General features: G+C 59.3%; 20 protein-coding genes. 6 read left to right on the forward strand and 14 right to left on the reverse strand.

Going from position 1 to position 18,796, the window contains the following annotated elements; translation table 11 throughout:
• Positions 1-3: 3 nt before the first annotated feature.
• Complete coding sequence (locus tag FHT85_RS00710; RefSeq protein WP_004108912.1) at positions 4-237, forward strand: BolA family protein; 234 nt, start codon at positions 4-6, stop codon at positions 235-237.
• Here FHT85_RS00710 and FHT85_RS00715 read toward each other — a convergent pair.
• Together FHT85_RS00715 and FHT85_RS00720 are read right to left on the reverse strand one after the other, a co-directional pair.
• On the reverse strand, positions 223-1,422 hold the full coding sequence (locus tag FHT85_RS00715) for a hypothetical protein (RefSeq protein WP_112411963.1): 1,200 nt from the start codon (positions 1,420-1,422) through the stop codon (positions 223-225). The two genes, FHT85_RS00710 and FHT85_RS00715, sit on opposite strands and share 15 nt — an antisense overlap.
• 212 nt (positions 1,423-1,634) lie before the next feature.
• A complete protein-coding gene (locus tag FHT85_RS00720; protein ID WP_112401223.1) occupies positions 1,635-1,937 on the reverse strand; it encodes a hypothetical protein in 303 nt (100 codons plus the stop codon).
• 380 nt (positions 1,938-2,317) lie between these two features.
• On the opposite strand from FHT85_RS00720, the gene grxD reads away from it, so the two are divergent.
• From grxD to FHT85_RS00735, 3 genes are all read left to right on the forward strand, one after another.
• Positions 2,318-2,653 carry a Grx4 family monothiol glutaredoxin gene (gene grxD / locus FHT85_RS00725; protein ID WP_112334744.1) on the forward strand — a complete coding sequence of 112 codons (336 nt, stop codon included), beginning with the start codon at positions 2,318-2,320 and terminating at the stop codon, positions 2,651-2,653.
• 139 nt (positions 2,654-2,792) lie between these two features.
• Complete coding sequence (locus FHT85_RS00730; protein ID WP_112334743.1) at positions 2,793-4,025, forward strand: multidrug effflux MFS transporter; 1,233 nt, start codon at positions 2,793-2,795, stop codon at positions 4,023-4,025.
• Between the two features lie 13 nt (positions 4,026-4,038).
• Positions 4,039-5,334, forward strand: coding sequence for a multidrug effflux MFS transporter (locus FHT85_RS00735; RefSeq protein ID WP_112411921.1), 1,296 nt, complete (start codon positions 4,039-4,041; stop codon positions 5,332-5,334).
• A 19-nt stretch (positions 5,335-5,353) separates the two neighbouring features.
• Here the strand turns inward: FHT85_RS00735 and FHT85_RS00740 are convergent, their stop codons facing one another.
• From FHT85_RS00740 to FHT85_RS00795, 12 genes are all read right to left on the reverse strand, one after another.
• Complete coding sequence (locus FHT85_RS00740; protein ID WP_112334741.1) at positions 5,354-6,283, reverse strand: adenylate/guanylate cyclase domain-containing protein; 930 nt, start codon at positions 6,281-6,283, stop codon at positions 5,354-5,356.
• A 113-nt stretch (positions 6,284-6,396) separates the two neighbouring features.
• Positions 6,397-7,221 carry an inositol monophosphatase family protein gene (locus FHT85_RS00745; protein ID WP_112411920.1) on the reverse strand — a complete coding sequence of 275 codons (825 nt, stop codon included), beginning with the start codon at positions 7,219-7,221 and terminating at the stop codon, positions 6,397-6,399.
• A 16-nt stretch (positions 7,222-7,237) separates the two neighbouring features.
• Positions 7,238-8,065, reverse strand: a complete 828-nt coding sequence (locus FHT85_RS00750; RefSeq protein ID WP_112411919.1) for an inositol monophosphatase family protein — start codon at positions 8,063-8,065, stop codon at positions 7,238-7,240.
• Between the two features lie 73 nt (positions 8,066-8,138).
• Positions 8,139-9,026 carry a tRNA 2-thiocytidine(32) synthetase TtcA gene (gene ttcA / locus FHT85_RS00755; RefSeq protein WP_112411918.1) on the reverse strand — a complete coding sequence of 296 codons (888 nt, stop codon included), beginning with the start codon at positions 9,024-9,026 and terminating at the stop codon, positions 8,139-8,141.
• A gap of 61 nt (positions 9,027-9,087) precedes the next feature.
• On the reverse strand, positions 9,088-10,017 hold the full coding sequence (locus tag FHT85_RS00760; protein ID WP_112334737.1) for a glutaminase: 930 nt from the start codon (positions 10,015-10,017) through the stop codon (positions 9,088-9,090).
• Positions 10,018-10,088: 71 nt separating this feature from the next.
• A complete protein-coding gene (gene rpsD / locus FHT85_RS00765) occupies positions 10,089-10,706 on the reverse strand; it encodes a 30S ribosomal protein S4 (RefSeq protein ID WP_015340058.1) in 618 nt (205 codons plus the stop codon).
• A gap of 232 nt (positions 10,707-10,938) precedes the next feature.
• The gene (locus tag FHT85_RS00770) at positions 10,939-12,456 is read right to left on the reverse strand and encodes an ATP-binding protein (protein WP_112398342.1); all 1,518 of its coding nucleotides are present in this window, start codon (positions 12,454-12,456) and stop codon (positions 10,939-10,941) included.
• A gap of 128 nt (positions 12,457-12,584) precedes the next feature.
• Positions 12,585-13,730 carry an alpha-hydroxy acid oxidase gene (locus FHT85_RS00775; protein WP_112411917.1) on the reverse strand — a complete coding sequence of 382 codons (1,146 nt, stop codon included), beginning with the start codon at positions 13,728-13,730 and terminating at the stop codon, positions 12,585-12,587.
• Between the two features lie 73 nt (positions 13,731-13,803).
• Complete coding sequence (locus tag FHT85_RS00780; RefSeq protein ID WP_112334734.1) at positions 13,804-14,268, reverse strand: GNAT family N-acetyltransferase; 465 nt, start codon at positions 14,266-14,268, stop codon at positions 13,804-13,806.
• 2 nt (positions 14,269-14,270) lie between these two features.
• The gene (murI, locus tag FHT85_RS00785; protein WP_112411916.1) at positions 14,271-15,071 is read right to left on the reverse strand and encodes a glutamate racemase; all 801 of its coding nucleotides are present in this window, start codon (positions 15,069-15,071) and stop codon (positions 14,271-14,273) included.
• The gene (locus tag FHT85_RS00790) at positions 15,052-15,894 is read right to left on the reverse strand and encodes an RNA methyltransferase (protein WP_112334732.1); all 843 of its coding nucleotides are present in this window, start codon (positions 15,892-15,894) and stop codon (positions 15,052-15,054) included. The genes murI and FHT85_RS00790 overlap by 20 nt, the downstream gene beginning before the upstream one ends.
• A gap of 112 nt (positions 15,895-16,006) precedes the next feature.
• Positions 16,007-16,591: a hypothetical protein gene (locus FHT85_RS00795; RefSeq protein ID WP_015340065.1), complete on the reverse strand. Its 585-nt coding sequence runs from the start codon at positions 16,589-16,591 to the stop codon at positions 16,007-16,009.
• 222 nt (positions 16,592-16,813) lie between these two features.
• On the opposite strand from FHT85_RS00795, the gene FHT85_RS00800 reads away from it, so the two are divergent.
• On the forward strand, positions 16,814-18,028 hold the full coding sequence (locus FHT85_RS00800; protein ID WP_112334731.1) for an NADP-dependent isocitrate dehydrogenase: 1,215 nt from the start codon (positions 16,814-16,816) through the stop codon (positions 18,026-18,028).
• Positions 18,029-18,147: 119 nt separating this feature from the next.
• On the forward strand, positions 18,148-18,777 hold the full coding sequence (locus FHT85_RS00805) for a glutathione S-transferase family protein (protein ID WP_112334730.1): 630 nt from the start codon (positions 18,148-18,150) through the stop codon (positions 18,775-18,777).
• The last annotated feature ends 19 nt before the right edge of the window (positions 18,778-18,796 follow it).

The raw sequence follows: 18,796 nt of genomic DNA on the forward strand, positions 1-18,796 counted from the left end.
CTCATGCCAATGAACCCCGGCGATATCGAAGATATGATCAAGGCGGGCATTCCCGGCGCCAAGGTGACGATTCGCGACCTGGCCGGGGATGGCGATCACTATGCAGCCGAAGTTGTCGCGGAAGCCTTCCGCGGCAAGAGCCGCGTGCAGCAGCACCAGATGGTCTATGATGCCCTGAAGGGCAATATGGGCGGTGTTCTGCACGCCCTCGCGCTGCAGACGTCAGCGCCCGACTGAGAGCGCCTGCGCCGCTTCGCCGGAGTTGAAGCTCAGCTCCGGCAATCTCTTCACTGAGAATTCAGCGAAATCCGCAGCTGGCAACGGACCGGCCGTCATCAGCGTGAAATCGAAGAAGGCCCTGAGATCGGGACCGAGCACATATTGCCGGTGAACTCGCAGGAAATCCCGCTTGATCTTCCTGTAATGCTTTTCCGACAGCATCTGCTTGAAGCGCACGAAGAGGATCGAAGCCTGCCGGACATCCTCATGGCCGCAAACAGCCGCGACTTTCGCCTTATAAAAATGGATTGCATCGGTCAGGCAGTGAACGTCGAGCCAGAAGATGTCCTTGCAGCGCGCGATCAATCCGACGCGTGAGCGCAACACCTTTGCCGGCCGCATGAGAGCACATTGCAGGATGGCACTGCCAAGGGTCGTAAACACCACGCGCTTGCTTTGCAGCAGGTCCGGCTCGCGCTCCAGCAACAAGCCGACCACGTGAGCTGCCACGGACGAGCCCATGCTATGCGAGGAGATGACGAACTCTTCGACGTCGGGCTCATCCAAGGCTTGCCGGACGCTGACGGCGCTGGCTTCCAGCCACTGTTCTGCGCCTATTCCGTTCAAACCCGCCATCGCGACCGCCATCTCCCAATCGGAAAAGAGATGCAGAGTATGCAGCTTTTCGGCTTGCGGCAGGAAAACATAGACGAAAAAGGCGATTGCGAGCGCGATGCTGCCGATATGGCTCCAGGCCGGCAGCCCGAAAAGGATCGGCGCAAACGCGATCGACAGGCTGAGAATCAGCCCCGCAAGCATCAGCAGAAAGGGAAAGATAAAGAACAGGCCGAAGCGCCATGCATGACGGAAATAGCCGGTCATGCCGCCCGAAGCGGCAACTTTTGCAGCAGCGAGGTAGCCCTGCATCAACCGTGTGAAGAATGGCCTCCCATTCAGCGTGGCAACCAGATCGTTATGATCGACGATATGAATGCGGCTTTGCGTATGCCAGCCTGCAGCCGTCGCCGTGACATCGAAATACGGCGCACGGCCGAAATTCTTCATTTCGTCCACCGACGCGGTGAAATCCCAAGCGGTAGCGCTCTGTCGCGCAGAACGCTCGTAACGAGCCCGGTGTGCGGCAGCGTCCAGCGGCTCGAAGCCAGGGAAGTGGAGAACCACCCTCTTCTTGATAGGATTCATATTGTAGTCTGTCCCCGAGGCGCGCTGATAGTACTGATAAGAACTGCAGATGGCCATGATCATGGACTGTCGGCTTTTTCATGGCGGAGCAGCATGATCTGTTGAAAATAGCAACAGTGGAATAAGTGTTGACGAATAAGGCTTTAAGCGGACAGGAATCTGCTCATAAAAATCCTGCCGCCATCGCGTCATGCTGCGGCAACAGCATTGTCTCAGCATTCATGGCGAGGATATGGAGAAGCCTCGGCACATGAGTCTACCGGTGGAGCAATCATGATTTTTTCGGCAATAGGAGACGCCACCCGCTGCTGTGTCGGGGCGGTCGCGGCACGATAGCCGAAAGCGATGCTCAATATAAGGACGATGGCACTGACGGTCACGGCGCTATTCAGGATCGATGCTCTTGGCGTGCGCACGTGCTCGAAATATTCCCGCTCGCCTTCGCTGGTGTCTTCAGAGCTATAAAATTCGCGCTCTTCACCAACCTGCCCGTCTGAATAATGGTGGTGGCTCATGGTGTCCGCTCCCTCAAAATGCGACCGCAATATTCACAAGGGACCGATACGCGCCAAATCGCATCAATCGAAACACTTTTACAAACATACCGATCGTTTGTAAATTAGATAGCAGACTACTATTAACCGTCCCTTGCTTCACATTCATGTGTGTTGTTCAGGCACGGAGTTGAAGTGTCGTTTTCAAAACGCACTATTCAGAAAATCACCTCAATAGGTCATATTCACTGCGGTCTCAGACCGCAAAACCACGAGTTCATTCATGCGATGAAAAAAACGATGCGTATGTTTTGCGGCTGGAAATCTTGTCGGCTGCTTGCTATTTAAGGGACAGATGTAACGCTGCGGGCCTTGACCCCGCATGTGAAAGGAACTGGACAATGAGCGGCATTCACGAATTCATCGATAATGAAGTTAAGAACAACGACGTCGTTCTTTTCATGAAAGGCACGCCCCAGTTTCCGCAGTGTGGCTTCTCCGGCCAGGTGGTCCAGATTCTCGACTATATCGGCGTCGACTATAAGGGCGTCAATGTCCTTGCCGATGCAGAGATTCGCCAGGGCATCAAGGACTATTCCAACTGGCCAACCATTCCGCAGCTTTACGTGAAGGGCGAATTCATCGGCGGCTGCGATATCGTGCGCGAGATGTTCCAGGCGGGCGAGTTGCAGCAACACCTTCAGGAACACGGCATCAGCGTTCGCGGCGCCGCCTGACCGGGCACCGGGCTCCTCGTCCGGTTTCCATAGTTAGATTTGATCAATTGGGCGCTGCCGCCGGGCGGCGCCTTGACATGTTTATGGGAATAAAACCGTGACGACTTTATCCCAGGCCATGTCCCAGGGGCAGCTGCCCATGGGCAAACGCGAGTTCATCGTACTCGCGGCCTTTCTGATGGCGATCAATTCGCTTGCCATCGACATCATGCTCCCCGCATTGCAGCAGATCGGCTCCAGCCTCGGCGTGATGAACGAGAATCATCGGCAATATGTGGTGACGGCCTATCTGATCGGCTTCGGCTCCGCGCAGCTCATCTACGGCCCTCTGTCTGATCGCTTCGGCCGCCGCCTGCCCCTGCTGATCGGCCTGACCGTTTACGTCATCTCCGCTTTCGGCATTGCCCTTATCCCGTCTTTTGCCGGCCTCCTCGCGCTCCGCTTCATCCAGGGCCTGGGATCGGCGGCGACGCGCGTCATCACCATTTCCATCGTCCGTGACGTCTTCGGCGGCCGCCTGATGGCCGAAGTGATGTCGCTCATCATGATGGTGTTCATGATCGTGCCGGTCATCGCGCCAGGAAGCGGTCAGATCATCATGCTCGTAAGCACCTGGCACATGATCTTCGTCTTCATCGGCACCATGGCGACGCTCGTCGGTCTCTGGATGTATTTCCGGCTTCCGGAGACATTGAAACCCGAAAACGTCCGTCCGCTGACCATCAGATCGGTAGCCTCCGGCTTCAGAATGGTTCTGACAAACCGTGTAGCGCTCTGTTACACCTTGGCCAGCACGTTCCTGTTCGGAGCGCTGTTCGGCTTCATCAATTCGGCGCAGCAGATCTATAGCGGCATTTACGGGTTGGGCGTGTACACGCCGGTTGCCTTTGGCGGCGTTGCGCTTTTCATGGCGCTGTCCTCCTTCATAAACTCACAGCTCGTCGGCCGCTTCGGCATGCGGCGGCTTTCCCATGCGGCATTGCTCGGCTTCTCCTTCATCACCTTCATTTGGATGCTGGTGCAGCTCTATGGCCCGGCACCGATGCCCTTCCCACTGTTCATGCTGTTTTTCGCGCTGGCAATGTTCCAGTTCGGCTGGATCGGCTCGAATTTCAATTCTCTCGCCATGGAGCCGCTCGGCCATGTCGCCGGCACCGCCTCCTCGGTGCTCGGCTTCATGAGCACGGTCGGCGGCGCCTCGATTGGCGCCGGTATCGGCCAGTATTTCAACGGTACGGCAACGCCGATGGTCATCGGTTACTTCACCGTTTCGCTGATCGGTCTGGTGTTCGTGGTGATCGCCGAAAGGGGACGCCTCTTCCGCCCGCACAATGCGCCGCCTCCGGCCGATCAGTCTCTCGCTTTACATTGACAGGCATATTCGAATGACAACCCCGCCTCAATCACAGTCGCCGGCTCAGCCGCCGGTGCAGTCCGGCTCCAGCCGCATCGGTCTTGGCATCGTGGAATTCATCCTCACGATCGCCCTGATGACTGCCAGCATCTCCATGGGCATCGACAGCATGCTGCCGGCGCTGCCGAATATCGGCCAGTCGCTCAATGTCGCCAATCCGAACGACATCCAGCTCGTCATAGGCGTCTATTTCCTCGGATTCGGCGTCTGTCAGCTTTTCTTCGGCAGCCTGTCGGACACCTATGGCCGACGATACATCCTGCTTGGCGGTCTTGCCTTCTATACGGTGACGCTGTTTGCCGCCGCTTGGAGCGGCAGCCTGTTTGCCTTGCTTGCCATGCGCTTTGCCCAGGGCGTCGGCGCTGCGGCCGTGCGCATCACGACGCTCGCCATCGTCCGCGATTGCTTCGGCGGTCGCGAAATGGCCCGCGTCATGTCCTATGTCATGATCGTATTCATGATCATGCCGATGGTCGCGCCCTTCGTCGGCCAGATGATCGTTGCCTATTCGAACTGGCAATGGATCTTCATCCTGCTCGGCATCGTCAGCGCCGGCCTCTTCCTGGTCGCTTTCTTCCGTATGAAGGAGACGCTGCCCGCTGAAGAGCGCCTGCCGCTTTCTGTTTCGTCGGTTCTTTCGGGCTTCAAAACCGTACTGACCAACCGCATCACCTGCGGCTACATGATCGGGCTGACGCTCTATACCGGCATTATCTGCGCCTACATCGTCTCCGTGCAGCAGGTCTTCGGCGAAGTCTACGGCCTTGGGGACACGTTCCCGATCGCCTTTGCGGCAACGGCAGCCGGCACCGCCGTCGCACAATTTGCCAATGGCTATTTCGTCCGCAGCTTCGGCATGCGCCGCATTTCCCATGCCGCCATGATCGTTTTCACCGTTTTAGGCGCCATCGGCTACATCGTCGGCATGTTCGGCCAACCGAGCTTCATCTTCATTTATGTACTGATCTCGGTCATGCTGATGATGTTCGCCGTCATCACCACCAACTGCATGGCCATCAGCCTGGAGCCGATGGGACACCTGGCGGGAACGGCAGCCGCCATCACCAGCTCGATCTCCACGACAATCGGCGTCCTGCTCGGCGGCGTCGTCGGCCAGATGTTCGATGGCACGGCACAGCCGCTGCTTGCCGGCTTCACGGTATTTGGCGCGCTGTCGATCGTTGCGACGCTATGGGCGGAAAAGGGCAAACTCTTTACCCATCCTGGCGATACGCCGGCGCTGGAGCCTGGAATTGGGCACGTCTGAACGACGTTGCCTGCCGTGCTCACATGCCGCTGCGCGGCCGGCGGACCCAGCGCAGTGCCGCGGCGATCGCGAGCCCGAACAATGGCCAGATCGCCCACGGTGTGCCCTGCCAGGTGAAAAGATTGATCGTCACTAAGCCGATGCCGGTAATGACAAGGCCGGCAATCGCCATATCGATCTGCTTGTTGCTGCGAACGTAGCGAAACGTCGCAACCCATAGAATGGCGAGTATGGGCCATTTTGCCCAGAACTCACCGTGCCAAGTCAGGCCGTTGAGTATGGCAAGCCCGATGCAGACGACAAGCGGCGCGGCGTAGCTCCGGCGCCAGTCTTGCAACGCGGATTCCTGCGCTACAGGCTCGGGCGCCCGCGCAGGAGCCGGCTTCGGAGCCGAGTGATAGTCAGATGTGGTATCGACAACCTGCACACCGCCGATCCGCACCGCATAGCTCGGCACGCCGCCTTCGATGTTTTTGACCTCGAGCTGCCCGAGAAAATCGAAACCGACCGCCACCTTGTTGCGGACCTGATCATAGACGGTGTTGGAAATGACGATGCCACCTGGAGCAGCGCGCGACTGCAGCCGAGCTGCAATATTGACGCCGTCTCCATAGAGATCGTCGCCATCGGCGATCACATCACCGAGATTGAGGCCGATACGAAAGAGCATCTGCTTGTCGGGATTGATTACGGCATTGTAGCCGGCAAGCTCGTTCTGCGTGTCGATCGCAGCGCGCACGGCCTCGACGACGCTTGGAAACTCGGCGAAGACGCCATCGCCCCAGGTGTTGATGACCCGGCCGCCATGGGCTTCGATCAGCCTTTTCATCGCATCGCGGTAACGACGAAGGGTTGAAAGCGTCCCCTCCTCGTCCTTTCCCATGAGGCGCGTATAATCCTGCACATCGGCGCAGAAGATGGTGGTCAGCTTGCGGCTCGTCTCGGACATCTGTCTCATCCCCGCGGCAAGCGCCGACCAAGGCTCTTGCCTGTTGGAGCAAAGATAGCCCTCCAACCGTTACTTTCCAAGAGGCCACACCGGCTATCGTGGCGTGGCTCACCTCAAAGAGTGAAGACTTCGCGCCGCAACAGCTCCCAGGTATCCTTGTCCGCCGCAACCAGCAGTCCGCCATCGAGATGATGCGGCAAATAGGACGAACCGTCGAAACGCCGAACATAGGCGCCGGCTTCGGCCGAGATCAGCGATCCCGCCAGATGATCCCAGGGCATCAGCTTGTTGTACATGAGATAGTGTACATAGCCGCCCGCGAGCGTGCGGTACTCATGTGTCGCGCAGCGATAGCAGGTCGTGTAGCGCACCTTGGCGAGATTACCCATGATCTCCGCGCGCTTTTCCTTGGGCAGAAAACCGGTGGCCGCCATGCCGACCAGCTCTTCCAGCGGGACGGACGGAGCAACGTTGAGACGCAGCGTCTCGCCGTCCGGCCGACGCAGCCATGCGCCGCTGCCGCGCTCCGCCAACACCCAGTCGTCGCCCATCGGGTCGAAAATGATGCCCGCAACGGTCTCACCTTTCGAGACGACCGAGGCCATGACGCCGAAGGCTGGAATGCCGGCGGCGAAATTGAACGTGCCGTCGACGGGATCGACGATGATGGCGAGATCGGCATCCTGCAGCTTCTTCAGTAGCGACGGGTCGGCCGCAACCGACTCTTCGCCGATGAACAGCGCCTCGGGCCAGAGGCGCGAAACCTCTGCCTTGATCATACGCTCGGCCCGCTCGTCGGCTTCCGTTACCAAGTCGGTTGCCTCGCTCTTGGCTCGGATATCGTCGCTGCCGAGCCTGCGAAAACGCGGCAGGATCTCCGTCTGCGCCGCGCGGCGCAGCACATGAGCAAGCGTGGTAACGTCAACGAGCGATGTCATGCTTTTTCCTTTCGCGTCAGGCGCCGATGATCTCACGGCGGATCATCCGCCAGCTTTCCTCGTCAGGCGCAGAAATGATGCCGCCGGTCGTTTCGCCGGGCTTGTAGGGCGTACCATCGAATTTGGCGGTATAGCCGCCCGCTTCCTGATGCGCCAGCACGCCGGCCAGATGATCCCATGGCATCAATTTGGAATGGCCGATGAAATGCCATTTGCCCGACGCCACCATCCAATATTCGTAAGCCGAGCAATTGAGCGAGAAAGCCATACGGATCTTCGATAGATTGCCACAAATGCGTGACCGCTCGGGCTCATCCATATGCCCCCAGGATATGGCGCCCGTCATCGCGTTCAAAGGCGCCGGCGCGGCGACGGCAAGCCGCCTCGCCTGCCCGGTTTGCCGGCGCAGGAAAGTGCCGCCGCCTTTCATGGCGGTCAGGGTGTCGCCAAGCACGGGATCGTGGATGATGCTCGCGATCGTCTCGCCATTGGCGATGACGGCGACAATCGTCCCGAAGACAGGCAGTCCGGCCGCGAAATTGAAGGTGCCGTCCACCGGGTCGATGGTGAAAGCCAATTCCGCATGCGCCAGCGCCGGCACGACGGACTTGTCGGCCTCATAGGCTTCTTCGCCCACGATGACGGCCTTTGGAAACCGTGTCTTCAACGCCGCGGTGATGTGCCGCTCAGTCAGAAGATCAGCCTCGGTCACAAGGTCGATGGCCGAGGTCTTTTCCGATATGTCGCCAGCGTCCAGATTGCGGAAACGCAGCATGATTTCCTTTGACGCCGCTTCGGCAACGATCGTCATCACATAGTCGAAATCAGCATCGGAGAAAGTCATAGGAAGCCTCTGTTTTGAAAGGGCTTCCTCTTATGCCCGATTCGATGACATCGGTGTGGCAAAAGCGCTGAATTTACGTTGGATCGCTGGAAGACCCCTGTGTCATCAACCCAGCGAAATCGAACAGTTTCGGGTCGAGCAGGTGTGACGGGTTCACATGCGCCAGTGCACGCAGCATCGCATCCTTGCGGCCAGGCATGCGGCGTTCGATATCGGCGAGCATGTCCTTCATGGCATTGCGTTGCAGCCCATCCTGCGAGCCGCAAAGATCGCAGGGAATGATCGGAAACTGCATGGCGGCAGCAAATTTGGCAAGATCGTCCTCGGCGGCATAGGCTAGCGGACGCAGAAGCATCAAGTCGCCTTCGTCATTGAGCAGCTTCGCCGGCATCGAGGCCAGCCGGCCGCCATGGAAGAAGTTCATAAAGAAGGTCTCGAGAATATCCTCGCGATGATGGCCCAGCACCAGCGCATCGCAGCCCTCCTCGCGGGCGATGCGGTAGAGATTGCCGCGGCGTAGGCGCGAACAGAGCGAGCAATAGGTCGCTCCCTCCGGCACCTTCTCCTTCACGATCGAATAAGTGTCGCGATACTCGATGCGATGCGCAACGCCGATCTTCGTGAGGTATTCGGGCAGAATATGCTTCGGGAAATTCGGCTGGCCCTGATCGAGATTGCAGGCGATGATTTCCACCGGTAGCAAACCGCGCCATTTCAGGTCAAGCAACAGCGCCAGCAGACCGTAGGAATCCTTGCCTCCGGAAAGGCCAACCAGCCAGCGCTTCTGGCCCTTCAGCATCTGGAAGTCTTCCATAGCCTGGCGCACCTGTCGCAACAGGCGTTTGCGAAGCTTGTTGAAGGAAACGGAGCGCGGCGCATCGGAAAACATCGGATGCGCGGCACAGCCGCCATCTTCAGCCTCGATATCGATGTCGTCTTTCACCGTGGTCGCGATATTCATTCCGTCATTCCTTGGATCTCGCCACGCTGATAGCAGAAAGCGGGACGAGAAGACATGGGTATCAATCACCGAACACCGACCAGCCGGTGTGCGCCGCCAGCATTTCCAATGCCACGGCACCCAGCTGGGAATTGCCAACCTTGTTCAGGCCCGGCGACCAGACGGCGATCGAGCCAATGCCCGGCGCTACGGCCAGAATGCCGCCGCCGACGCCGCTCTTGCCCGGCAGGCCGACGTGATAGGCGAAATCCCCTGAGCCATCATAATGCCCGCAGGTCAGCATAAGCGCGTTGATGCGCCGCGCCCGCTTCGGCGAGACGACGGAGTGCCCGGTGATCGGATTGCTGCCGCGCGCAGCGAGATAGAGCCCCGCCTTGGCAAGCTGCCGGCAGCTCATCGAAAGCGCACATTGATGGAAATAGACACCGAGCACATGCTCGACCGGATGGTGGATATTGCCATACGCGCGCATGAAATTGGCGAGCGCGAAATTGCGGAAACCCGTCTGCGTCTCCGAACGCGCCACCCTGTCATCGATGCTGACCGTGTCGTCGTCGGCCACATAACGGACGAAGCGCAGCAGCTCGCCGATCGCCTCGCGCGGCTCGTGCCCAGCGAGTACGACATCGCTGACAGCGATGGCACCTGCATTGACGAAGGGATTGCGGGGAATACCCTCTTCCCGCTCTAACTGGACGATAGAGTTGAAAGCCGTGCCAGATGGTTCGCGCCCTACACGATTCCACAAGCTCTCGCCGACCTTGCCGAGCGCCAAGGTCAGCATGAAGACTTTGGAGATACTTTGGATGGAGAAAGGAACGCCGGCATCACCGATGCTGTAGACTTTGCCGTCAACAGTTGCGATTGCCATTCCGAACTGCTTCGGATCGACCTTTGCCAGCTCCGGAATGTAATCGGCAACCTTGCCCTCGCCGATGCGCGGCGAAAGCTCGTTATGAATGCCGTCGAGAATAGCCTGCAAATCCGTCATGAGGCGCTCCAAAGACAAAAAAGCCGCTCGAACCGAGCGGCTTTTCATTCATCAAGAAAGTTATCCGCTTATTAACGCGAATAGAATTCGACGACCAGATGCGGTTCCATGACGACGGCGTACGGTACGTCGCCGAGAGCCGGAACACGAGCGAAGGTCGCAACCATCTTGTTGTGATCGACTTCGATGTAGTCCGGAACGTCGCGCTCAGCAAGAGCAACCGATTCCAGAACGGTTACGAGCTGCTTGGACTTTTCACGAACTTCGATAACGTCGCCAGCCTTGCAGCGGTACGAACCGATGTTGACGCGAACGCCGTTAACGGTGACGTGGCCATGGTTGACGAACTGACGGGCTGCGAAAACGGTCGGAACGAACTTGGCGCGGTAGACGATCGCGTCGAGGCGCGATTCGAGCAGGCCGATCAGGTTTTCCGAGGTGTCGCCCTTGCGGCGGTCAGCTTCAGCGAAGATCGCGCGGAACTGCTTCTCGCGCAGGTCGCCGTAGTAGCCCTTCAGCTTCTGCTTGGCGCGCAGCTGCACACCGAAGTCGGAAAGCTTGCCCTTGCGGCGCTGGCCGTGCTGGCCCGGGCCGTATTCGCGACGGTTAACCGGGGACTTCGGACGACCCCAGATGTTCTCGCCCATACGGCGGTCAATTTTGTACTTGGACGATTCGCGCTTGCTCATCGCATTTCCTTTCAAGTGTTATGGCGGCTCGTTGCCGAACCGCGAAGGAAACACGCCCTCCTCTGAACTCCGTTTTCGAGCTCTGACAGGCTTCTCACGTTAGCGAACGGACGAAGCCACGGGACATGTCAAATGAAACACCGGACATTTCTGCCCGGCGTTGGCGCGGTCTGTAAGGGGTTGTCATGGAATTGTCAACAGCGCCAAACGCTCTTCAGCGAGAATACGGCAGCTATTCGGCCGCCGCCTGCTCGCCACCATCCAGATCGGGCGCATTGGCATCGCCGGGCGCGGTCTGTGAGCCCATATCCGGGAAAGCGACGATCCGCTTGCCGGAGAAATCCGTATGGACGACGACGCTGCCCTGCTCTTCGAAATAGCTCAGCAGTCGCCGCGCGCGCCTGGCCGAATGTGTGCCGTAGGCACGGGCGATGCGAGCGTCGGACGGGCACGGTTCACCGCTGATGGCGGCCTTGGCCAACATCAAAAAGACGCCCTGCAGGTCATCGGTGACGCTGGTAGACAGCGAAAGCGCGGTTGCCCATTGATCCGTTGCCATAACCTCTTCGTCGGCGCCGGAGCGCGCAATCGCCACGCGGCGACGGAATTCCGAGAGGCTCATGGGCGCACCGGGAACCCGGCGCATGCGCAAACGAACGAGAAACTCCTGATAAAGCACCGAATCAGTACGGAATCCCGAGGCTGGATCGTCGAGGATTTCTGACAGCACGGCGCTCACCCTCGCCTCGCGGTCCTCGCTCGATATTTCCGGTTGGCTGACCTTCGGCTCGGAAGGTGCCGGGCCTGCAGCCGGCACGGAGCGGGAAAGCTCTGCCAGAATATCGGTCGTCGGGCGCGGCGCTGGCGTGGTGCGGCGGACAACGGGCCTCGCAAACTCTTCCGGGTCCGGCGTGAAAATCAGATCCTCGACGTCCTGCGGCGCATCCGGCAGCGGCATCAGCTTCGGGCTGGAAGAGCGCGCCGAGGTCTCCACTGCGCCGATGGCGATCGGCAACGGGCGACGCGAAAGGGCCGGCCCGAGGGCTACGAAATTGCCGCGCTTCAGGTCGCGGAACATTTCCGCCTGCCGGCGGTCCATGCCGAGAAGGTCGGCGGCACGCGCCATGTCGATATCGAGGAAGGTGCGGCCCATCAGGAAATTGGAAGCTTCCGCTGCAACGTTCTTGGCAAGCTTTGCGAGGCGCTGCGTCGCTATGACGCCGGCAAGGCCGCGCTTTCGGCCGCGGCACATCAGGTTGGTCATGGCCCCGAGCGACATCTTGCGCGCATCTTCCGAAACGTCGCCACCGACCGAGGGCGCAAACATCTGTGCCTCGTCGACCACGACAAGCACCGGATACCAGAATTCGCGATCGGCATCGAACATGCCGTTCAGAAAGGCGGCGGCAGCGCGCATCTGCTGCTCGATATCAAGCCCCTCCAGCGTCAGCACGCAGGAAACGCGATGCTGGCGGATGCGGTTGGCGATGCCGGCAAGCTCAGCTTCCGTGCGCTCGCCATCGACGACAACGTGACCGAACTTGTCGGCCAGCGTGACGAAATCGCCTTCAGGATCGATGATGACCTGCTGCACCCATTGCGCCGACTGCTCCAGCAGCCGCCGCAGAAGGTGCGATTTTCCGGAACCGGAATTGCCCTGCACCAGGAGACGCGTTGCCAGCAGCTCCTCGATATCGAGCTGGGCGCTGGTCCCGCCGGACGCCGTTCCCATGTCGATGCCGACCTGCAATGCACTTCCCCTATGAGCAAGAATCAAATGTGGATGCGCCCCATCTTTCTGAAAGGACACGCCTTCGTCTAGAAGATTTCCAAGCTTTGCGCCCGCGGATTGGAAAAACCCACAGGCGATTGCGAGGCCTATCTGAAGCGCAGATTGGCCCGCGACAGTTCGCTGACCGAGGTGCAGCCCATCAGTTTCATGTCGCGCTCGACTTCGGTGCGCAGATGCCTCAGCGCCCGCTCCACACCAGCCTGACCGGCAGCCGCGAGCGGATAGAGATAGAAACGACCGAGGCCAACAGCCTTGGCGCCGAGTGACAGAGCCTTCAGCACATGCGTGCCGCGCTGGATACCGCCATCCATCATCACATCGATGCGGTGGCCGACGGCATCGACGATCTCGGCCAGCTGATCGAATGCCGAGCGTGAGCCGTCCAGCTGCCGACCTCCATGGTTCGACAGCACGATGCCGGTGCATCCGATGTCGACAGCACGCTTGGCATCCTCGGCTGACATGATGCCCTTCAGGCAGAACTGCCCGTTCCAGTGCTTCACCATCTCGGCAACGTCGTTCCAGTTCATCGACGGATCGAGCATTTCGGTAAAATACTTGCCGATCGACATCGCGCCGCCGCTCATGTCCACATGCTCGTCGAGTTGCGGCAGGCGGAATTTCTCATGGGTGAGATAGTTCAGCGCCCAAGCGGGCTTGATGGCGAACTGGGTGATCCCCGCCAGATTGAGCTTGAACGGAATGGAAAAGCCGGTGCGCAGATCGCGCTCACGATTGCCGCCGGTAATGCTGTCCACCGTCAGCATCATCACATTGACACCGGCTTCCTTTGCCCGCTCCATCATCGCACGGTTCAAGCCACGGTCTTTGTGGAAATAGAACTGGTAGACCTGCGGCCCGGAATGCTTCTTGCGAATTTCCTCAAGGCTGACGGTACCGAGCGAGGAAACGCCAAACATGGTGCCGAGCGAGGAAGCCGCGGCGGCCACCGCATTCTCGCCCCGGTGATGGAACAGCCGCTGCAGTGCCGTCGGCGAGCAATAGAAGGGCGTCGCAAGCTTTTGTCCCATGACGGTGACAGACATGTCGATCTCGCTGACCCCACGCAGAACGTTGGGCACGAGATCGCAGCTTTCAAAGCTGGTTGTGTTTCGCCGGAGCGTCACCTCGTCGTCAGCTGCGCCGTCGATATAGTTGAAGATCGGGCCGGGAAGACGCTTTTTCGCAAGAAGACGAAAATCATGGAAATTGTGGCACTCACGCAGACGCATGGCTGACCTCGGCATTCTCAAAAGACATCAATGACATACCCCCCAATATCCCGCCGCTCAGTCAAATCCTGCATTACAGCCGGTGCAAGCGCGCTTCCCATTTGTAAAGCACATCCGGCTCCTTCTCCTCATTGCCTGCTCCGTCAGACTCGTCAACCACGAAGAAGCCGTGCTTTTCGTAAAAGCGGCGCGCCGGCTTATTTCTTTGAAATGTCCAGAGCGACAGCGCCGGATAGGTCGACTTGGCGATATCGAGCAGGCGGCAACCAATGCCACGCCCTTGCGCCTCGGGCAGAACGTAGAGCTGGTCGATCCAATCCTCGAGGAAGGCAATGACGCCGACCAGGCGACCGCCCTCTTCCGCGCCCCAGACCTGGCAGTCTTTGAAGACCACAGCGCTCCAGAAACCGACATCCTCTTCCGGCGTATGAAGCCCGGCAAGCGTCGGCAGCCGCTCGTTAAAGGACGCGCGATGAACGGCCGCAGCGGCCGGCATGTCCGCGAGATCGAGTTTACGCAGCGAAACTTTGTCTTTCATGATCAAGCCTTGAGTCCAAAACCCTGCATCAGCCGGCGGGTGGGAAAATCCGGTGCACCGGAGGTAAACACCGCAAAATCAAAATCATCGGGATGGACGGCATCGACCACCTGCGGCACGAGACTGCGCGCGCGCCTTGCGATGGCTTCAGCCGGATCGAGCCAGTCGACCGGCCAGGGCGCAAGCCTGCGGAAGATATTGGCCATGAAAGGATAATGCGTGCAGGCAAGTACGACGATATCGGTCTTGCGGCCATCCATCTCGACGAAGCACTGCTCGATCTCGGTCATGACTGCCTCATCGCTGACGACATCGCCGCGAATATAGGCTTCCGCCAGGCGTGCCAGGTCCTGCGATCCGACGAGCCGCACATGGCACTGCGTGGCAAAAGACTGGATCAGGTCGCGCGTATAGGCGCGCTTGACGGTGCCCGGTGTCGCGAGCACCGAGACAAGGCCGGAGCGGGTCCGCTCGGCGGCCGGCTTGATCGCCGGTACCGTGCCCACGAAGGTCATTTGCGGAAAGGCGGCACGAAGAGCGGCGCCGGCCAGCGTGAACGCCGTATTGCAGGCGATGATGCAGACTTCCGGATCATATTGCGCAAGCAGCTTTGCGAAGAGATCGACGATGCGCTCCTTCAGCGCCGCTTCTTCCCAACTGCCGTAGGGAAAACCGGCATCATCGGCGATATAGATGAAACCGCGCTCGGGCATCAGCACGCGCGCCTCGCGCAGCACGGTCAAACCGCCGATCCCTGAATCGAAAACGAGGACCGGTTTCAGCTCATTCGCCGCTGCTGTCATCGCTTGGGGCTTCCTTCGGTGCTTTCGAGGATCTGGGATGCGAGCCGCTGCCGCGCGGGGATTTCCGCGAGAAACGGTCGAGAGACGAGATCACCCCGCGCAAGACGCTGATTTCCTGTTCGGTGAACGCCCGGCGCGAGAGGACCGCCCGAAGATTGTCGACCATTTTCGGCTTTTTCCCGGCGGGATGGAAATAATTGCGCGCATCCAGCGCCTCTTCGAGCTGATCGAACAGACCGAAAAGCTGCTCCTTGGTCGAAGGCCGCTGCTCGATCGCCTGGAACGGCACATCGCCCAGATCCTCCATGCCCGATTTCATCCACTCATAGGACATCAAGAGCACGGCCTGGGCTATGTTCAGCGAGGCGAAAGCAGGATTGACGGGAAAGGTGACGATCTCGTCGGCAAGCGCCACTTCCTCGTTCGTCAGGCCCCAGCGCTCGCGCCCGAAGAGAATGCCGGTGCCCTCGCCCGCCTTGAACTTCGCACGAAGAGTTTCAGCCGCGATGACAGGCGAGCGTACCGGCTTGTAGCCATCCCGCTCTCGCGCGGTCGTCGCATAGACGAAATTGAGATCTGATATCGCCTGCTCCAAGGTCTCGTAGACCTTCGTCGCCTCGATGATGTGATCCGCCTTCGAGGCCGTCGCCTGCGCCCTCTCGTTCGGCCAGCCATCTCGAGGGTTGACGAGACGCAACTCGGCAAGGCCAAAATTCGCCATGGCACGTGCCACCATGCCGATATTCTCGCCCATTTGCGGCTCGACCAGAATGATGGCCGGTCCTTCGGCCAGAAGTTGACGCTCGCTGTTCGTGCCTGCCATGATGCCTAAATCTCCGCGCGCGAACTCAATCGCGCAAATCACGGTCGCAATAACGAGACACCAGCCGCTCGGCAAGGTTTTTGAGTGTCAGCGCCGCGACGAGCCCTCCCGATTATTGCGGATTGGCCGACTTCTGCTGATCGGAAGGCTGTTGTTGCTGCTGTTTGACGAGATCAACCATCACGCTCTTGAGCGAGCTCGGATTGCCGTTGTCGTCGTTGGTGACGATATCATCCACCACGGGCCGTCCGCCCTCCTCGATGACCTCGAAGCGAACCGTCGTCACCTTCTGATAATCGGCGTCGGAGCCCATGCAGGTTAATTTCTTGAAGGTCGCCAGCACTTCCGTCACATTGTTCTTTGGTGGCTGGGCTGCAATCTTAACATCCTCCAGCGGACACGCGTCCTGCGCATTGACGATGACATCGTAGTCGAAAGGCGAGATACCATCCTCGTCGGCGGCAGGAAACTGCGCCGCCGCCTCGTATTTCGCTCCAAAGTCCTTGCTGTAGATATCCTTGAGCTTGTCCTCGCCGAAAATATCCTGCCAGTCGCTGTCGCCGCCTGCCCAGTTCGAGACGGTCGCATCCATGATGGCCTTGACCGGCGTCGTCGCATCGGCAGCAAGCGCCATATGCGCACCAAATGAAAACTGGAAAAGCGTAAAGGCAATCGCGGAGGCGGCAAATTTCTGCATGATATGATTCCGTTGCAACAGGCAAAACATGCGCGACATTAGACCCATCGACCGCTTTGGCAATGGCCGGATCGCAAAATGCGCGGGATGTCACGAATGATCAAAAACGCGACGCGGAAGGCTCTATCGGCTTTGCGTTCCGCGCTTGCGGTGCTATAGCCCTCGGGACTTCACATTACCCACAGGACCATCCGGTCCCACTAGCTTAAACGAGGCAGAAGTATGAAGAAGATCAAGGTCGCAAATCCCGTTGCCGATCTCGATGGCGATGAAATGACTCGCATCATCTGGCAGTTTATCAAAGATAAACTGATCTACCCCTACCTCGACATCGATATCGACTACTACGACCTCTCAGTCGAAAACCGCGACGCGACCAACGACCAGGTCACGATCGACGCCGCCAACGCCATCAAGAAGCATGGTGTCGGCATCAAGTGCGCGACGATCACGCCGGATGAAGATCGCGTCAAGGAATTCAACCTGAAGCAGATGTGGAAGAGCCCGAACGGCACCATCCGCAACATCCTCGGCGGCGTCATCTTCCGCGAGCCGATCATCTGCAAGAACGTTCCGCGCCTCGTTCCCGGCTGGACCAAGCCGATCGTCGTCGGCCGTCACGCCTTCGGAGACCAGTATCGCGCGACCGACTTCAAATTCCCCGGCAAGGGCAAGCTGACCATCAAGTTTGTCGGCGAAGATGGCGAAGTCATCGAAAAGGAAGTCTTCAACGCTCCGGGCGCCGGTGTTGCCATGGCCATGTACAACCTCGACGAGTCGATCCGCGAATTCGCCCGCGCCTCGATGATGTACGGCCTGATGCGCAAGTGGCCCGTCTACCTCTCCACAAAGAACACGATCCTCAAGGCTTATGACGGCCGCTTCAAGGACATCTTCGAAGAAGTCTACCAGAACGAATTCAAGGCACAGTTCGACGAAGTCGGCATCACCTACGAGCACCGCCTGATCGACGACATGGTCGCCTCGGCCCTGAAGTGGTCCGGCGGCTACGTCTGGGCCTGCAAGAACTATGACGGCGACGTCCAGTCCGATACCGTTGCCCAGGGCTTCGGCTCGCTCGGCCTGATGACCTCGGTTCTCCTGACGCCGGACGGCAAGACGGTGGAAGCCGAAGCCGCACACGGCACGGTGACCCGCCACTACCGTCAGCACCAGAAGGGCCAGGAAACCTCGACGAACTCGATCGCTTCGATCTTCGCCTGGACCCGCGGCCTCGCCCATCGTGCCAAGCTCGACGACAATGCCGAACTCGCCAAGTTCGCGTCCACGCTCGAAAAGGTCTGCGTCGATACCGTCGAAGCCGGCTACATGACCAAGGACCTGGCGCTGCTGATCGGCCCCGACCAGCCATGGCTCTCGACCACCGCCTTCCTCGACAAGATCGACGAAAACCTCAAGAAGGCCATGGCTGCCTAAGCCCTGCCGCCATCTGGATATGGAAAACCCGGCCTTGATGCCGGGTTTTCTTTTGCCCGGAATCTTGCCGCCGCGGCCTAGCAGTGGCAAAAATGCGCGCAACAAAAAGGGAGAGGCAGATGGCTGAAGAACTCGTTTTCTATACCAATCCGATGTCACGCGGACGCATCGCACGCTGGATGCTCGAGGAGATCGGTCAGCCTTACCGCACGGAGTATCTCGATTTCGGTACGACAATGAAGGCACCTGAATATCTGTCGGTGAATCCCATGGGCAAGGTGCCGGCTATCAAGCACGGCGACACCGTCGTCACCGAAGGTGCGGCTATCTGCGCTTATCTGGCCGAAACATTCCCACAGGCAGGCCTTGCCCCGACGGCGGCCGAGCGTGGCCGCTACTTCCGCTGGATGTTTTTCGCTGCCGGCCCGATGGAAATGGCAGTCACCAACCGCGCACTCGGCTTCGAAATCCCCGCTGAGCGCCTGCGCATGGCGGGCTGCGGCAGCCTGGACCATGTCTTCGACACGCTGGAACAGGCCGTCACCGCCTCGCCGTTCATCGCCGGCGACCGCTTTACGGCCGCCGACGTCTATGTCGGTTCCCATGTCGGCTGGGGCCTCAACTTCGGCACTATCGAAAAGCGGCCGGCCTTTATCGACTACTGGAGCCGGGTCAGCGATCGCGACGCTTACCGCCGCGGCAACGAGATCGATAATGCCGCCATGCCGAAGCCGGCTAATGCCCGATAATACAAGGCATTAAGAGGAA

This window comes from Rhizobium sp. BK312 (assembly GCF_014193605.1).
GTDB lineage: Bacteria > Pseudomonadota > Alphaproteobacteria > Rhizobiales > Rhizobiaceae > Rhizobium.

Bases quoted from the DNA above. Each gene is read 5' to 3' on its own strand.
- FHT85_RS00710 (WP_004108912.1), top strand. From the start codon at position 4: ATGCCAATGAACCCCGGCGATATCGAAGATATGATCAAGGCGGGCATT.
- FHT85_RS00715 (WP_112411963.1), bottom strand. From the start codon at position 1,422: ATGAATCCTATCAAGAAGAGGGTGGTTCTCCACTTCCCTGGCTTCGAG.
- FHT85_RS00720 (WP_112401223.1), bottom strand. From the start codon at position 1,937: ATGAGCCACCACCATTATTCAGACGGGCAGGTTGGTGAAGAGCGCGAA.
- grxD (WP_112334744.1), top strand. From the start codon at position 2,318: ATGAGCGGCATTCACGAATTCATCGATAATGAAGTTAAGAACAACGAC.
- FHT85_RS00730 (WP_112334743.1), top strand. From the start codon at position 2,793: ATGGGCAAACGCGAGTTCATCGTACTCGCGGCCTTTCTGATGGCGATC.
- FHT85_RS00735 (WP_112411921.1), top strand. From the start codon at position 4,039: ATGACAACCCCGCCTCAATCACAGTCGCCGGCTCAGCCGCCGGTGCAG.
- FHT85_RS00740 (WP_112334741.1), bottom strand. From the start codon at position 6,283: ATGTCCGAGACGAGCCGCAAGCTGACCACCATCTTCTGCGCCGATGTG.
- FHT85_RS00745 (WP_112411920.1), bottom strand. From the start codon at position 7,221: ATGACATCGCTCGTTGACGTTACCACGCTTGCTCATGTGCTGCGCCGC.
- FHT85_RS00750 (WP_112411919.1), bottom strand. From the start codon at position 8,065: ATGACTTTCTCCGATGCTGATTTCGACTATGTGATGACGATCGTTGCC.
- ttcA (WP_112411918.1), bottom strand. From the start codon at position 9,026: ATGAATATCGCGACCACGGTGAAAGACGACATCGATATCGAGGCTGAA.
- FHT85_RS00760 (WP_112334737.1), bottom strand. From the start codon at position 10,017: ATGACGGATTTGCAGGCTATTCTCGACGGCATTCATAACGAGCTTTCG.
- rpsD (WP_015340058.1), bottom strand. From the start codon at position 10,706: ATGAGCAAGCGCGAATCGTCCAAGTACAAAATTGACCGCCGTATGGGC.
- FHT85_RS00775 (WP_112411917.1), bottom strand. From the start codon at position 13,730: ATGCGTCTGCGTGAGTGCCACAATTTCCATGATTTTCGTCTTCTTGCG.
- FHT85_RS00780 (WP_112334734.1), bottom strand. From the start codon at position 14,268: ATGAAAGACAAAGTTTCGCTGCGTAAACTCGATCTCGCGGACATGCCG.
- murI (WP_112411916.1), bottom strand. From the start codon at position 15,071: ATGACAGCAGCGGCGAATGAGCTGAAACCGGTCCTCGTTTTCGATTCA.
- FHT85_RS00790 (WP_112334732.1), bottom strand. From the start codon at position 15,894: ATGGCAGGCACGAACAGCGAGCGTCAACTTCTGGCCGAAGGACCGGCC.
- FHT85_RS00795 (WP_015340065.1), bottom strand. From the start codon at position 16,591: ATGCAGAAATTTGCCGCCTCCGCGATTGCCTTTACGCTTTTCCAGTTT.
- FHT85_RS00800 (WP_112334731.1), top strand. From the start codon at position 16,814: ATGAAGAAGATCAAGGTCGCAAATCCCGTTGCCGATCTCGATGGCGAT.
- FHT85_RS00805 (WP_112334730.1), top strand. From the start codon at position 18,148: ATGGCTGAAGAACTCGTTTTCTATACCAATCCGATGTCACGCGGACGC.